This is a genomic window from Corynebacterium sp. KPL4072 (assembly GCF_037908395.1).
Taxonomy (GTDB): domain Bacteria; phylum Actinomycetota; class Actinomycetes; order Mycobacteriales; family Mycobacteriaceae; genus Corynebacterium; species Corynebacterium kefirresidentii.
Genome location: NZ_JBBMGE010000009.1, coordinates 33137 through 47931 on the forward strand (window position 1 = coordinate 33137; position 14795 = coordinate 47931).

11 protein-coding genes are annotated in these 14795 nt (G+C 58.6%); 9 read left to right on the forward strand and 2 right to left on the reverse strand.

Features of this window, described 5'->3' with window-relative positions; all coding sequences use genetic code 11:
• Nucleotides 1-2 precede the first annotated feature (2 nt).
• Nucleotides 3-1115 carry an LLM class flavin-dependent oxidoreductase gene (locus tag WMP97_RS09795; RefSeq protein WP_340440413.1) on the reverse strand — a complete coding sequence of 371 codons (1113 nt, stop codon included), beginning with the start codon at nt 1113-1115 and terminating at the stop codon, nt 3-5.
• Nucleotides 1116-1831: 716 nt separating this feature from the next.
• Nucleotides 1832-2710 (reverse strand): KPN_02809 family neutral zinc metallopeptidase, encoded by an 879-nt coding sequence (gene ypfJ / locus WMP97_RS09800; protein WP_200287429.1) that lies wholly within the window; start codon nt 2708-2710, stop codon nt 1832-1834.
• Between the two features lie 255 nt (nt 2711-2965).
• Between ypfJ and aspS the strand changes: the two genes are divergently transcribed.
• The 9 genes from aspS (at nt 2966) to aroC (ending at nt 14795) form a co-directional block, all read left to right on the forward strand.
• Entirely contained in the window at nt 2966-4798 is a 1833-nt protein-coding gene (gene aspS / locus WMP97_RS09805) for an aspartate--tRNA ligase (RefSeq protein ID WP_340440414.1), read from the forward strand.
• Nucleotides 4799-4922: 124 nt separating this feature from the next.
• On the forward strand, nt 4923-6137 hold the full coding sequence (locus WMP97_RS09810) for a phosphotransferase (protein WP_239204067.1): 1215 nt from the start codon (nt 4923-4925) through the stop codon (nt 6135-6137).
• Between the two features lie 43 nt (nt 6138-6180).
• Nucleotides 6181-7572 (forward strand): replication-associated recombination protein A, encoded by a 1392-nt coding sequence (locus WMP97_RS09815; RefSeq protein WP_301732020.1) that lies wholly within the window; start codon nt 6181-6183, stop codon nt 7570-7572.
• Nucleotides 7573-7673: 101 nt separating this feature from the next.
• A complete protein-coding gene (alaS, locus tag WMP97_RS09820; protein WP_200287435.1) occupies nt 7674-10358 on the forward strand; it encodes an alanine--tRNA ligase in 2685 nt (894 codons plus the stop codon).
• Nucleotides 10359-10368: 10 nt separating this feature from the next.
• The gene (gene ruvX / locus WMP97_RS09825) at nt 10369-10920 is read left to right on the forward strand and encodes a Holliday junction resolvase RuvX (RefSeq protein WP_023021457.1); all 552 of its coding nucleotides are present in this window, start codon (nt 10369-10371) and stop codon (nt 10918-10920) included.
• A 38-nt stretch (nt 10921-10958) separates the two neighbouring features.
• On the forward strand, nt 10959-12152 hold the full coding sequence (mltG, locus tag WMP97_RS09830) for an endolytic transglycosylase MltG (protein ID WP_301715783.1): 1194 nt from the start codon (nt 10959-10961) through the stop codon (nt 12150-12152).
• A 29-nt stretch (nt 12153-12181) separates the two neighbouring features.
• Nucleotides 12182-13009, forward strand: coding sequence for a shikimate dehydrogenase (locus WMP97_RS09835; RefSeq protein WP_259824612.1), 828 nt, complete (start codon nt 12182-12184; stop codon nt 13007-13009).
• Nucleotides 13010-13122: 113 nt separating this feature from the next.
• A complete protein-coding gene (locus WMP97_RS09840; protein ID WP_239204059.1) occupies nt 13123-13515 on the forward strand; it encodes a prepilin peptidase in 393 nt (130 codons plus the stop codon).
• 68 nt (nt 13516-13583) lie between these two features.
• Complete coding sequence (gene aroC, locus WMP97_RS09845) at nt 13584-14795, forward strand: chorismate synthase (RefSeq protein ID WP_340440415.1); 1212 nt, start codon at nt 13584-13586, stop codon at nt 14793-14795.

Below are 14795 nucleotides of genomic sequence, written 5' to 3' on the forward strand. Positions count from 1 at the left end.
AACTAGTGTTCCTTTCCAGGGCTGACCTGCAGGTGAGAAGAATTGGGCTCAGCGAGCAAGCTAGCGTGCGTCGGCGGGTTAGAAGGAACGTGGCTGGGACGGCGTTGTTCAAAGCGTCGTCGCAGCTCGGGGACTACTTGGGTGCCAAGGATTTCTATCTGCTCGAGGACTACTTCTTGCGGTAGCCCGGCATGATCGATGAGGAAAAGCTGACGCTGGTAGTCCCCGGCCCAGTCAGCAAAACTGAGGGTCTTTTCAATTACTTGCTCCACGGTGCCAACGGTCAATGGGGTCTGGGCCGTGAATTCTTCGAGGCTGGGGCCGTGTCCATAGACCGGGGCATTGTCGAAGTAGGGGCGGAAGAAATCTTTAGCCTCTTGCTCGGTATCGCCGATAAAGACCTGGCCACCAAGGCCTACAATCGCTTGGTCCGCTTGGCCCTGGCCGTAGCTTGCAAAACGACGGCGGTAGAGATCTACCATCTGAGCAGTGTGTTCCTTATTCCAAAAGATATTGTTATGGAAGAAACCATCGCCGTAATAAGCAGCTTGCTCGGCAATTTGCGGCGAACGAATTGAGCCGTGCCAGACAAAGGGTGGAATTCCATCCAGCGGCGCCGGGGTCGCGGTAAACCCTTCCAAGCCTGTGCGGAACTTTCCTTGCCAATTAACAACTGGCTCGCGCCAGAGCCTGCGCAGCAGGTGATAATTTTCAATAGCCAAGGGAATGCCTTGCTGGATATCCTTGCCAAACCACGGATAGACCGGGCCCGTATTTCCGCGGCCCAGCATGAGGTCTACTCGTCCTTGTGCAAGGTGCTGCAGGAAGGCATAGTCCTCTGCGATCTTGACTGGGTCATTTGTAGTAATAAGAGTCGTTGCAGTCGAGAGCTGCAAGCGCTTAGTCTGCGCGGCGATATAGGCCAAGTGCGTGGTAGGTGAGGACGGCACGAAGGGCGGGTTGTGGTGCTCGCCGGTGGCAAAGACATCAAGGCCTACCTCCTCGGCCTTGAGTGCAATCTCCGTTAAGTTGCGGATGCGCTCGGCCTCAGAGGGAGTTTTTCCTGAGTTGGGGTCAGTGGTTAAATCCCCGATACTGAAGATGCCGAATTGCATGGTTACCTTTCTCTGCGGTGCCCAGGGGTAAAAGACGCAGTGTGAACGGCTGGCGAATCATTCCCATTCTAGGGCATCCATTAGTACCGGTAGGTCCGCCGGTGCAACCAACCACAGCGGAGTCTCATTTACTTTGCCGTGTTCTGTGATGACGGCTGCGCACGGGCGGTTCCCCAGGCTATCGGTTTCTGATGGGCAATCCATCGGTTCCTGCACACTTACCGTGCGGGCCAGAAAGATGGCGCGATCGCTGGGCTCTTGATACCTCGCTCTATCCGCACTGTCGGCGGCATCGAGTTTGTGCTTATCGCTGCAATCCGCGGCGACCCATCGATGCGGCTGCAGGACGCGAAGGGTCTCGGGAGGGGACACCACTATGTCCCGGAGGGTGGAAATCTGCTGTACCACTGCTGCGTGCGGCTGAGCGATGAGCTCTGATTTGTAATAGCGGGCGTGGGAAAGGAGTTCTTTGCGTTCACAATGGAGCGCAGGGTTTTAAGGTCATGAAAGCGGCCAAGAATGCACTAGCTAGGTGAATAGTGATAGGTGCCAGTGTGGAGAAGGGTGGAAAGGGAGGGCGTCGCCAAGCGCGGAGTGCTTGCAGCGCCCTGGGATAGGGATAAGAAAACCCGCTAGCCCCGGCACAGTCGGTATGGCTAGCGGAGGCGGCGAGTCCGTCTAGGCTCTTAGAGGATAGGCGGCGGCCAAAAGTAGTTTTAGCCGCGGTAGGCCCCGCGCTCCAAGGTGTCGCACTGGGACATCTTGCCGGAGTTATAGCCAGCGAGGAATGCCTTCTCGCGTTGTTCAGAAGAGCCATGGGTCCAGGAGTCAGGCTGGACCTGGCCCCCGGAACGGCGTTGAATATTGTCATCGCCCACCGCTTGGGCAGCGGCGACAGCATCCGAGACCTGTTCTTTGGTAATGGGCTCTAGCAAGGGGTTGTCACCCTTGTCGGCGTAGGAGGCCCACAGCCCGGCGTAGCAGTCAGCCTGCAGCTCGATCTTCACAGCGTTGGAATCGGCGCCAGGGTTGTTATAGTCCGACAAACCGAGGGTGCCCTCCAGGTTTTGAATGTGGTGGCCAAACTCGTGGGCCACGATGTACATGCGGGCCAAGGGGGCATTTTCCGCGCCGAAATTGCGCAGGGAATCAAAGAACTCGGTATCGAAGTAGGCGGACTCATCGCGTGGGCAATAGAAGGGGCCGGTAGAAGAGGATGCCGCGCCGCATCCGGTATTAACGCCACCGTGGAAGACCACGCGCTCCGGTTCGGTGTATTGGATATTTGCTTGTTCTGGCAGCACCTTGGACCAAACGTTGTCCACGCTGCGGCCAGTGAACTCTACCAGGCATTCATCTTTGGTATTGCCATCTTCTGCAGTTTTGCATTCTGGGCTATCGCCCTGCGCGGCGCCATCGGACTGAGACTGTTCATTGCCTAAAATCGCGCCCAAGTCTGAGGGGTTACCGCCAAGTAGGAGGAAAAGGCCAACCAAAACAATCGAGCCGACGCCACCGCCGATGGCGATGCCACCGCCGCCGCCACCGGAACGAGCTTCCTTGCCGCCGAAATCGGCGCCAGATCTAAAAGTCATGTCTAAATAGTGTCACATGGCCCCTTAAAACACAGGATGAAGATGGGTGCACAAGGGGGGGGGGGGCAAGGAAACAGGGGGAGTGTCGCGCCTTGTAGGCCTCCGGGGCGTCGCTGCGTCTACCTTACTACGCTGCATGTACCGGTAGGGATGTAGGATTGTGCACGTTCCTAGTCTTGTGCTTGGTTTGGCGCGCGCTGTTTACGCGTGGCGGGACCCGCAAGTGACACAATTTTCAGAAGGGATTGAACAACAGTGCTGCGTACCCACTTAGCTGGTGAGCTCCGCAAAGAACTCGCAGGAGAGACCGTCACCCTAACCGGTTGGGTTTCCCGCCGCCGCGATCACGGTGGTGTGATATTCATTGACCTGCGCGATCGCTCTGGCATCGCCCAGGTTGTCTTCCGTGAATCTGACGTGGCAGAACGCGCCCACGACCTGCGCTCGGAATACTGCGTGAAGGTTACCGGTACCGTAGAGCCCCGCCCGGAAGGCTCTGAGAACCCCAACCTGCCGTCCGGCGAGATTGAGGTCAATGTCGCGGATCTTGAGGTGCTCAATAAATCTGCAGCGCTGCCGTTCCAGGTTGATGATCCTTCGACCTCGGGTGAGGTAGGCGAGGAGACTCGCTTGAAGTACCGCTACTTGGACCTGCGCCGTGAGCGCCAGGCGAAGGCCCTGCGCCTGCGTTCTGCCGCTAACCGTGCAGCCCGCAAGGTGCTGGATTCTCATGACTTTGCAGAAATTGAGACTCCGACCTTGACTCGTTCCACCCCGGAGGGTGCGCGTGACTTCCTGGTGCCAGCGCGCTTGAAGCCAGGCACGTGGTACGCACTGCCACAGTCCCCGCAGCTGTTCAAGCAGCTGCTCATGGTCGCTGGCATGGAGCGCTACTACCAGATTGCTCGTTGCTACCGCGATGAGGATTTCCGCGCCGACCGCCAGCCGGAGTTTACGCAGCTGGACGTGGAGATGTCCTTTGTAGACCAGGACGATGTCATCGCCTTGGCAGAAGAGATCGTTACCGAGCTGTGGAAGCTCATTGGCTACGAGATTAAGACTCCTATCCCGCGCATGACCTACGCTGATGCGATGAAGTACTACGGCTCTGATAAGCCAGACCTGCGCTTCGACATCAAGATTGTAGAGTGCACCGAGTTCTTCAAGGACACCACCTTCCGCGTCTTCCAGAATGAATACGTGGGCGCTGTGGTTATGGAGGGCGGCGCCTCCCAGCCGCGCCGTCAGTTCGATGCTTGGCAGGACTGGGCTAAGCAGCGCGGTGCGAAGGGCTTGGCTTATATCACCGTGGGTGAGGACGGCACATTGGGCGGCCCGGTAGCTAAGAACATTACCGACGCCGAGCGCGAGGGCATCGCAGAGCACGTCGGCGCTAAGCCAGGCGATGCCATCTTCTTTGCCGCTGGCGACACCAAGTCTTCACGTACCCTGCTGGGTGCTGCGCGCGGCGAGATTGCAAAGAAGCTGGACCTTATCAAGGAAGGCGACTGGGCCTTTACATGGGTTGTTGATGCCCCGCTCTTCGAGCCTTCTGCCGACGCAACCGCTTCCGGCGACGTCGCTTTGGGTCACTCCAAGTGGACCGCGGTCCACCACGCCTTCACCTCCCCGAAGCCGGAGTGGATTGATTCCTTTGACCAGAACCCGGGCGAGGCTACCGCCTACGCTTATGACATTGTCTGCAACGGCAATGAGATTGGCGGCGGTTCCATCCGTATCCACCAGGAAGACGTGCAAAAGCGCGTCTTTGATGTCATGGGAATTGGGGACGAGGAAGCTCAGGAGAAGTTTGGCTTCCTGCTCGATGCCTTCTCTTATGGCGCCCCGCCACACGGCGGCATCGCCTTTGGCTGGGACCGCATTGTCTCCCTGCTGGGCGGCTTCGACTCCATCCGCGACGTCATTGCGTTCCCGAAGTCCGGCGGCGGCGTAGACCCGCTTACCGACGCCCCTGCGCCAATCCCTGCCGCACAGCGCAAGAAAACCGGCGTAGACTACAAGCCGGAAAAGAAGAAGGAACAGGACAAGGCCGGTTCCACTGCGGGAGAGACTGCTGAGGAGAAGTAAGCAGCTAGCTTGAACCTCAGCTGTTAAGGCACACCGTGCGGGGCACATCGTAGGCCGTGGCCATTTTCGCTGCGGGCGAACTTGTGACCCCGCTTTGGTGTGAGGGGGCATACTGGATAGAACTATGGATGAAAACGATACTGTGCTATCGCCCGAGGACGTCATCAAGGCCGCCTCGGAGATGTTGTCGCGCCGTTTTGGTGGCACCCCGGAGATGTCGAGCGTCGAGCGCTTGGACGGCTCCGGCAATGCAATGGTCCTGCGCGCAAGGATTGCCCCCGGCGCCTTCCTGCCTCACCGCTCGGTAGTCATTAAATACAACCCGGTCACAGGCTATGGCGTTGATGATGCCGCAATGCTGCGTGAGGTTGTGGCTTATCAATTTACTACCGCGTTATCTGAAGATGTGCGCCCTGGCCCGGTGCTGCTCGCTCATGATTTAGATAAGCGCATTATCGTTTTGACGGACTTAGGAGAGGGCGAAACGCTTGCCGATGTCCTGGTTCAATCCACCGATGCCGACCGCGTCCGAGTGCTGCGCTCGCTGGGCAGCGCACTGGGCCACATGCATGCGGGGACCGCCGGGCATGAGCAGGATTATGAAACCTTGCTTAGCCGCATGTTGCGCAAAAACCCGGAATTGGCCCCGCACCAATCCGTGCGTGATGAGGCATTGGAAGGCTCCATCGGAATCGGCCTTGATTTGCTGGATACGGCGGGGCTCGAAGCCCCCGAAAGCTTCCGTGAGTTAGCAAGGCAAGCAGCCAGGTCTTTGGCCTCCGGAAAAGACCGGGCCTTTACCCCCTTTGACCTTTCTCCAGATAATATTATCGTCTCGCAGCACCTGCACTTCTTGGATTATGAATGGGCGGGATTCCGCAATGTGGGCTTCGATGTAGCCTGCGTTATTGCCGGTTTCCCACAGTTCCTGTTTTCTAAGCCGATTACGGACGAGGAGGCAGATATTTTTATCTCCGCCTGGTCTCGTGCGGTAGCAGACGTGTGGCCGCTGTTTTCTGATCCGGAAGAGATCCATGGACTCATCGTGGCTTCACTAATCGGCTGGGCGCTGTCGAGCGTGACCACCATGCAAGCAGGCGGCATTGAAGGGCTGGTGGCCTTGGTCAGGGGAGAAGCCGAGGTCTTCCACGATCCGCAGCATTCGATCTTGCGCCCGGCCGATCACGGGCCGTTTACGGAAGATGAATTGCTGGTACGCCGCGATCTGTACGAAACCTTTGAGGCGCTGTCGCGCTATGCCGCGCGCTGCGACGGCCCCGCCTGCGCACCCATCGCAGAGTTTGGCAGCGCAATTGCGCGCCGCTTGGATGATGAATAGATAACTTTGATGTGCCCGCACACTGCTAGGAGGTAGGTTTTTAGTGTCTCAAGACTCACTCTTTGGCGGGCCCGCTCCCGGGGACAATGCCGCGTCTTTGCCTGGGAAGAACCTCTTTGCCACCCACGCAGGATCGCCGCTGGCGGCGCGCATGCGCCCGCAGAGCTTGGATGAAGTGGTCGGACAAGACCACCTTTTGGCTCCTGGCAAGCCATTGCGCCGCCTAGTGGAAGGCTCAGGGGAGGCCTCTGTCATTTTGTATGGCCCGCCAGGTACTGGCAAGACCACGATTGCCTCTCTTATTGCGAGCCAGATGGGGCAGAATTTTGTGGGTCTATCCGCGCTCGATTCGGGCGTGAAGCAGGTCCGCGAGGTCATCACCCACGCCCGGCAAGAGCTCATTCACGGGCGCCGGACGGTGCTTTTTATCGATGAGGTACATCGATTTTCTAAAACCCAACAGGATGCGCTGCTCGCGGCCGTGGAAAACCGCACGGTACTGCTCGTGGCGGCGACGACGGAAAATCCCTCATTTTCCGTTGTGGCGCCGCTCCTGTCGCGCTCGCTGCTTTTGCAGCTGCATTCGCTAAGCGACGACGACCTAAGGGGCGTCGCCAAGCGCGCGCTAGAAAGCGATCGAGGCTTGGGCGAGCGCAAGATTCGGATCGCCGACGAGGCCTTGGAGCAGCTAGTTCTTTTGGCCGGCGGTGATGCGCGGCGCACATTGACCTACCTGGAGGCGGCGGCCGAGGCGGTCGCCGACGGCGGGGAAATTACCGCACAGACGGTCACAGACAACGTCAATAAGGCGGTCGTGCGCTATGACCGCGACGGCGACCAACACTACGATGTGGTCTCTGCGTTTATTAAATCCATTCGTGGTTCCGATGTTGATGCTGCGCTGCACTATCTAGCCCGCATGGTGGAAGCGGGAGAGGATCCGCGCTTTATAGCGCGCAGGCTCATAGTGCATGCCTCCGAAGACATCGGTATGGCCGATCCCACTGCGCTCCAGGTAGCTGTGGCGGCGGCCGAGGCCGCACAGCTCATCGGAATGCCGGAGGCGAGAATTCCCTTGGCGCAGGCCACCATCCATCTGGCCACCGCGCCGAAGTCTCCATCAGTAATCTCCGCCATCACGCAGGCCCAGGCAGATGTGGCCGCCGGCAAGGTGGGCCACGTGCCGGCGCATCTGCGCGATGGACACTACGAGGGCGCAAAGCGGATGGGAAATGCCGTGGGCTATGTTTACCCCCACGATGATCCCCGCGGCGTAGTAGAACAGCAATACCTGCCCGATGAGTTGGAAGGCTCCGTATATTATGAACCCACCGATCATGGAGCTGAAAAGCGCGTTTATGACTATATAGGCCGCTTGCGCAGCATTATTCGCGGCAAGCGTTCTCCCGGTAAAAACGCTCGCCGGCCGCGCTGATACCTACCCAAGGGAAATTGCGGTGCGGCGAAGGGTAAAGTTGGGCGGGTTAGAAACTTCTCGATAGAAGATGAAAGCTCATACAGTTAGGATTGTTGCTCGTGAAGACTCATGAGATCCGGGAACGGTTTACCCAGCACTTCGTCAATTCTGGTCACGAGGCGGTACCAAGTGCCTCGCTGATCCTGGATGACCCTAACCTGCTTTTCGTAAACGCGGGCATGGTCCCATTCAAGCCTTACTTCCTGGGCCAGCAGAACCCACCCTTTGCCAAGGGGCTCGCCACTTCTATCCAGAAGTGCGTGCGCACCCTGGATATTGAAGAGGTGGGCATTACCACCCGCCACAACACCTTCTTCCAGATGGCCGGAAACTTCTCCTTTGGCCAGTACTTCAAGGAAGGTGCCATCACCAATGCCTGGACCTTGCTTACCCGCTCCGTTGAGGAGGGCGGTTTTGGTCTAGACCCAGAACGCTTGTGGGTGACGGTGTACCTGGATGATGATGAGGCCGCCGAAATCTGGCGCGATAAGATTGGCGTTCCTGAAGAGCGCATTCAGCGCCTCGGCATGGAGGATAACTACTGGTCCATGGGTATCCCTGGACCATGTGGCCCGTGCTCCGAGATTTATTTCGATCGCGGTCCTGAGTACGGCAAGGACGGCGGACCCATTGCCGATGATAACCGCTACATGGAGATCTGGAACTTGGTCTTCATGCAAAACGAACGCGGCGAGGGCATTGGTAAGGGCAATTTTGAAATCGTTGGCGAGCTGCCCAAGAAGAACATCGATACTGGCCTTGGCATCGAGCGCGTGGCCTGCATTTTGCAGGGCGTAGACAACGTCTACGAAACAGACCTGCTGCGTCCAGTCATTGACGTAGCTGAGGAACTTACCGGTGCCACCTACGGCGATAAAGCCTCTCAGGAAGACAATATCCGCTTCCGAGTGGTAGCGGACCACTCCCGCACCGGCATGATGCTCATCTTGGATGGCGTAACCCCGGGCAATGAGGGCCGCGGATATATCCTGCGTCGCCTGCTGCGCCGCATTATCCGTTCCGCCAAGCTGCTGGGCGCTACCGGTGCCACCATGGAGCGCTTCATGAACACGGTCATGGATACCATGACTCCGTCTTATCCGGAGATTGCGGACAACCGTGAGCGCATTCTGCGCGTGGCCGTCAACGAAGAAAAGGCCTTCCTCAAGACTCTGGAGTCCGGAACCCGCCTCTTCGACGATGCCGTGCAGGAGCTCAAGTCCACCTCTCGCGCGAAGACCGCAAAGGTCCTGCCTGGTGAGAAGGCCTTTGAGCTGCACGATACCTATGGTTTCCCCATCGACTTGACGCTGGAAATGGCCCAGGAAGCGGGCCTTGAGGTGGACATGGATGGCTTCAACGATGCCATGGGTGAGCAGCGCCGCCGCGCCAAGGCCGATAACCAGGCCAAGAAGCACGGGCACACTGACCTTTCCCTCTACCGCGACTGGGTAGACAATAACCCCACCGTCTTCACCGGCTACGAGGAGCTTACTTCCGACGCCCGCGTGATCGGCCTTGTCCGCGGCGGAGAAAAGGTCGATGAAGTCCACGAGGGTGAAGAGGTCGAGGTCATTTTGGACCACACCCCACTTTATGCCGAGGCGGGCGGCCAGATGGCTGATCGCGGGCGCATTGTGGCCGGCGAGTCCTTGCTGGAGGTCAATGACGTCCAAAAGATTGGCAAGAAGCTGTGGGTCCACAAAGCCACGGTTACGGCTGGCGGCCTAGACCTGGGCATGTCGGTTGAGGCGGGCGTCGACGAGCAGTGGCGCCACGGCGCTACCCAGGCTCACTCTGCTACGCACCTCATTCACGCCGCACTGCGCCAGGTGCTTGGCCCCACCGCGGTCCAGGCTGGTTCTATGAACCGCCCGGGTTACCTACGGTTTGACTTCAACTACACCGAACAGCTCAGCCAGGCCCAGCTGGAAGAAATTGCCTTGATTACCAACCAGGCAATTGACTCCAATTTTGCCGTCAACACCATCGAGACCTCCTTGGAAGAGGCTAAGGCCATGGGCGCCATGGCGCTCTTTGGTGAGAACTACGGCAAGGAAGTCCGCGTGGTAGAAATCGGCGGACCGTTCTCCATCGAGCTATGCGGCGGTACCCACGTGGGATCCTCCGCTGAAATCGGCCCGGTTTCCGTGCTGGGTGAATCTTCCGTAGGCTCTGGCGCTCGCCGCATTGAGGCTTACTCCGGTATGGATGCCTTCCGTTACTACTCCAAGGAAACCGCCTTGGTGGAAGGAGTCTCCCGCGAGCTTAAGGTACAGACCGAGGACCTGCCTGAGCGCATTGCTCAGCTATCTGAGAAGCTCAAAGCAGCAGAAAAGGAAATCGAAACCCTGCGCAAGCAGCAGCTGGCTGCGCGTGCCTCCGAGTTCGTCGGCGCCGCCAAGGACATCAATGGTTTCAAGGTTATTGCGCTGACGTTGCCGGATGGAACCACCGGTGGGGACCTGCGCACCGTGGCTACGGACCTGCGTAACCGCCTGCGCGAGGAAGAAGCCGTCATCGTCTTGGGCGCCCAGGACAAGGGCAAGTTCCCGTTCATCGTGGCAGCCACCGACAAGGCCGTCGAACGCGGTGTGAAGTCCGGGGACGTCGTCAAGCAATTTGGCCAGTACGTTGATGGCCGCGGCGGCGGTAAGCCGGACATGGCCCAGGGCTCCGGTTCTTCAGCTGCAGGTGCAGAGCGCGGCTTTGCCGCCGTCGAGGATATGCTCGAGTCCCTGTAGGAGTTCGAACGTGGCACAAGTGGAACCAGATATCCCCGGGGTTGATGATCCGGGGCAGGGCCGCCGGCTCGCGCTTGACGTCGGTACTGTGCGCATCGGCGTAGCAGTGTCCAATAGGGAAGCAACGCTTGCCACCCCAGTGGAGACCGTTCACCGCGAAACCGGGTTTAAGGACCGCGATAAGGGTGATATCGACCGGATCCTAGAATTGATTGATTTTTATGAGGCGGTCGAGGTCATCGTGGGGCTGCCACGAGATTTGCAGGGAAATGGCTCAAAAAGCGTAAAACATGCTAAAGAAATTGCGTTTCGGATCCGCCGTCGGTTGAATCGAAATGCAAATATGGATAAAGTTCCACCACCAGTACGTTTGGCTGATGAGCGTTTGACTACCGTGGCAGCGACCACCGCGCTGCGCGCGTCAGGCGTGTCCGAGAAGAAGGGCCGTAAAGTCATCGACCAAGCAGCAGCGGTGGAGATATTGCAGACATGGTTGGACGGGCGTGCAAACGCTCTCCGTCCAAGGGATGCAATAGATCAGCCTTCAAACTCAGGAGACTAAAACAAGTGAGCCGTAATCAAGAACGTCTCGGTCGATCGATGGAGCCGAAACACGTCAAGCGCCGCCAGCGCGGCATTGCCGTTATCATTGCGTCGATCATCGTTATCCTTGGTGCCCTTATCTACATCGGATTCCGTCTCGGCAATACCTCTGCCGATTATGAGGGAACCGGCAACGGTACCACCCAGCTGGTGGAGGTGCCGGAAGGCTCGTCGATGTCCGAGCTCGGTCCTGCACTGGTGGAAAAGAATGTGGTCAAGACCCAAGACGCCTTTGACTCTGCTGCGTCTATGAACCATAGCGCAAGCCAAATCCAACCTGGCTTCTACCGTCTGCAGGAAGAGATGAGTGCCAACGCCGCGGTAGAGGCGCTATTGGATAAGAATAACCGCGTCGACATGCTCGAAGTCCAAGGCGGCGCAACCTTGGAGGACGTCAAGGTTGTTGGTGGAGACGTTCGTTATGGCATCTACTCCTTGATTTCTGAGGTCAGCTGCAACGATGGCAACTGCCTGAAGAAGGAAGACTTAGAAAAGGTCGCTGCGGAAACTGATCCTGCTGAGCTGGGTGCGCCACAGTGGGCACTCGAGGCCATCAACAAGCGCGGCAACGATCCTAAGCGCATTGAGGGCCTTATCGCTCCAGGCCAGTACGTCCTGGACCCCAATATGGAGGCCAAGGATATTTTGAAGGACCTCATTACCCGCTCTACCAAGCGCTACAACGAGACCAAGATCGAAGAACGCGCCCAGGCTATCGGTCTGAGCCCTTATGAGCTGCTTACTTCCGCATCCCTAGTGGAGCGCGAGGCGCCAGCAGGTGAGTTCGACAAGGTCGCCCGCGTCATCCTCAACCGTCTGGACGAGCCGATGCGCTTGGAGTTTGACTCCACCGTGAACTATGGCTTGGAAGACGTTGAGCTGGCCACCACCGATAAGGCCCGTGAGGAGAAGACTCCGTGGAATACCTACGCAAAGGAGGGCCTGCCGGATACCCCGATTTCTTCTCCTTCGGATGATGCAATCAAGGCCATGGAGCAGCCTGCTGAGGGCAATTGGAAGTTCTTTGTCACCGTGGACGAAGAAGGCACCACCGTCTTCTCCGATACCTACGATGAGCACTTGGGCCGCGTTGATGACGCCATCCGCTCCGGCGTGCTTGACTCCAAGCGCGAAGGGGAGGGCGCTGGTTCCGGCAACGGCGACGCCGCTGCCGAGCAGCCCGCCAAATAAAGTCGCAAAACCACGAAGAGGTAGAACCGATGCCACGTGCGGCAGTCCTTGGTAGCCCCATCGAGCACTCACTGTCTCCGGTGCTCCACAATGCTGGCTACGAGGCTGCCGGGCTCGAAGGTTGGGACTACACCCGCTTTGAAACGGCTGCGGAGGGCTTGCCGGATCTGGTGAGGGGGAGTACCCCTGAGTTCGTAGGGTTCTCCGTCACCATGCCGGGTAAGTTCGCCGCCCTCCGCTTTGCGGATACCGTAAGCGAGCGCGCACAGCTGATAGGTTCCGCAAACACCCTGGTGCGTAAAGAAGAAGGGTGGTTTGCAGACAATACCGACACCGAAGGCGTGCGTGGCGCGCTCATAGAACTTTTGGGGGATTCCCCCGCACGGCACGCGATGCTCATTGGAGCTGGGGGCACAGCGCGTCCAGCTTTGTGGGCGCTGGCTGAGCGCGGAGTGTCTACCGTCACCGTGCTCAATCGCTCGGACCGTAGTGCCGAGCTACGGCCACTTGCCCAAGAGCTGGGACTGGAGCTTTCTTTCACCGGTTTCGATGGTGACCTATCTGCACTGTCTCGCGCAGCCGATGTCATTGTATCCACCGTTCCCGCCGCTGCGGTGGAGGACTGCGTCTTCGACATCGCCCACGCACCGGTGCTCGACGTCATTTATGATCCCTGGCCCACGCCGCTGACCACGTGCGCGGCGGCCAACGGGTACAAGTCCGTCGGCGGACATGTCATGCTCGCATATCAAGCATTTAGCCAGTTCGAGCAATTTACCGGGGTGGCCGCACCGCGGGAAGAGATGCTAAATGCATTGAATGAGGAATTGCAGCGGCGGTCGCAAACTGTCAAATAAAACGAGGCCTGGACAAGTGCGGGCTATCCTTCGCGTCTGGCTCACGCTGCACAATTCGCCCTCTGAGTGGAAGCCTCGAGCGCTAGGCGGTACCTCGCTTTACTCTAAGTCCCGTGTTGATCTTTGGGGGAATTGTTTATTGCCTTTGGGCCGCGGCACTGTCTTGGTGGGACTTTCGGCATCGCCGCTTGCCCGACTGGTTGACGCTGCCAGCCGCTGCGTTGTCACTTGTACTTGCCAACTGGGGCGGGCTGTGGTGGCCGGGGATATATCTCGTGCTTGGGCTGGCCCATACAGGGGTGGGCGGCGGCGATATTAAGCTGGCCGTGCCCTTAGGGATGCTGGTAGGGCATGCTGCTGGGTTCATAGGGGTGGTGGCGGCGAGCGGCTGCGCGTCCCTGTTAACGTTCGTCTGGTCTGTGTGTGCTGGGCAGAAAGAAAGCGCGCATGGCCCCGCGATGTTATTGGCGGCGGCACTCGTCGTGGCTTGTGTTTACCCTTTTTGAGGGGGTGGAAGAATATATTGCGGGGCCAAGTTCATACCGGATTGGCCTCATCGTGCGATAATACCCGCATGCTTCGTTGGACTACTGCAGGTGAATCCCACGGCCAGGCTCTTATTTCTCTGCTGGAGCACATGCCCGCCGGGGTCCCAATTACCCGCGCCGATATTTCGCATCAGCTTTCCCGGCGCCGCCTTGGCTACGGCCGTGGCGCCCGCATGAAGTTTGAGGCTGATGAGGTTACCGTGCTGGGCGGAGTCCGCCACGGGCTGACTCTGGGTAGCCCTATTGCCATAATGATTGGCAATACGGAGTGGCCGAAGTGGACCACCATCATGTCGGCCGATCCACTGGATATGGACGATGAAGAAAATATACAGGCCATGAATTCTGGACGAGGTGCAGCCCTGACTAGGCCGCGTCCAGGCCACGCGGATTTTGCCGGAATGGTGAAATACCGCCATAGTGAAGCGCGCCCCATTCTAGAGCGTTCCTCCGCGCGTGAGACTGCAGCGCGTGTGGCTGCCGCTACCGTCGCGCGCAACTTCCTGCGCGAGACCCTCGGCATCGAGGTACTCTCCCACGTCATTTCTATTGGGGCTTCTGAGCCTTATGAGGGCCTTGCGCCGGCGTTCGCGGACATCGAGGCTATCGATGATTCACCCGTGCGCGCCTGTGATAAGGAGGCAGAGGCCTCCATGATTGCAGAAATCGAAACCGCCAAGAAACAAGGCGATACCTTGGGCGGCATCGTCGAAGTCGTGGTAGATGGCCTGCCTATTGGACTGGGCTCGCACATTTCCGGCGATGACCGTTTGGATGCGCAATTAGCCAGCGCTTTGATGGGCATTCAGGCTATCAAAGGAGTGGAAATCGGTGATGGCTTCGCAGAGGCTCGTCGGCGCGGCTCCGCTGCTCACGATGAAATGGTGCGTACCGCTGAGGGCATTTCCCGCCTCACCAATCGCGCAGGTGGCCTCGAAGGCGGCATGACTAATGGGCAGCAGCTTCGTGTGCGGGCGGCGATGAAACCAATCTCTACCGTCCCGCGCGCATTGCGCACCGTTGATATGGAATCCGGCGCCGAGGCAACTGCCATTCACCAGCGCTCCGATGTCTGCGCGGTTCCGGCGGCCGGCGTCGTAGCAGAAGCCATGGTTGCCCTTGTTCTTGCGCGCGCTGTGCTTGAGAAATTCGGCGGAGATAGCCTCGAAGAAACCTCTCAGGCTATTGCCGCGTATGATAGATACGTTTCGGACCGCCTTGCTTTTGACCAGGAGTAA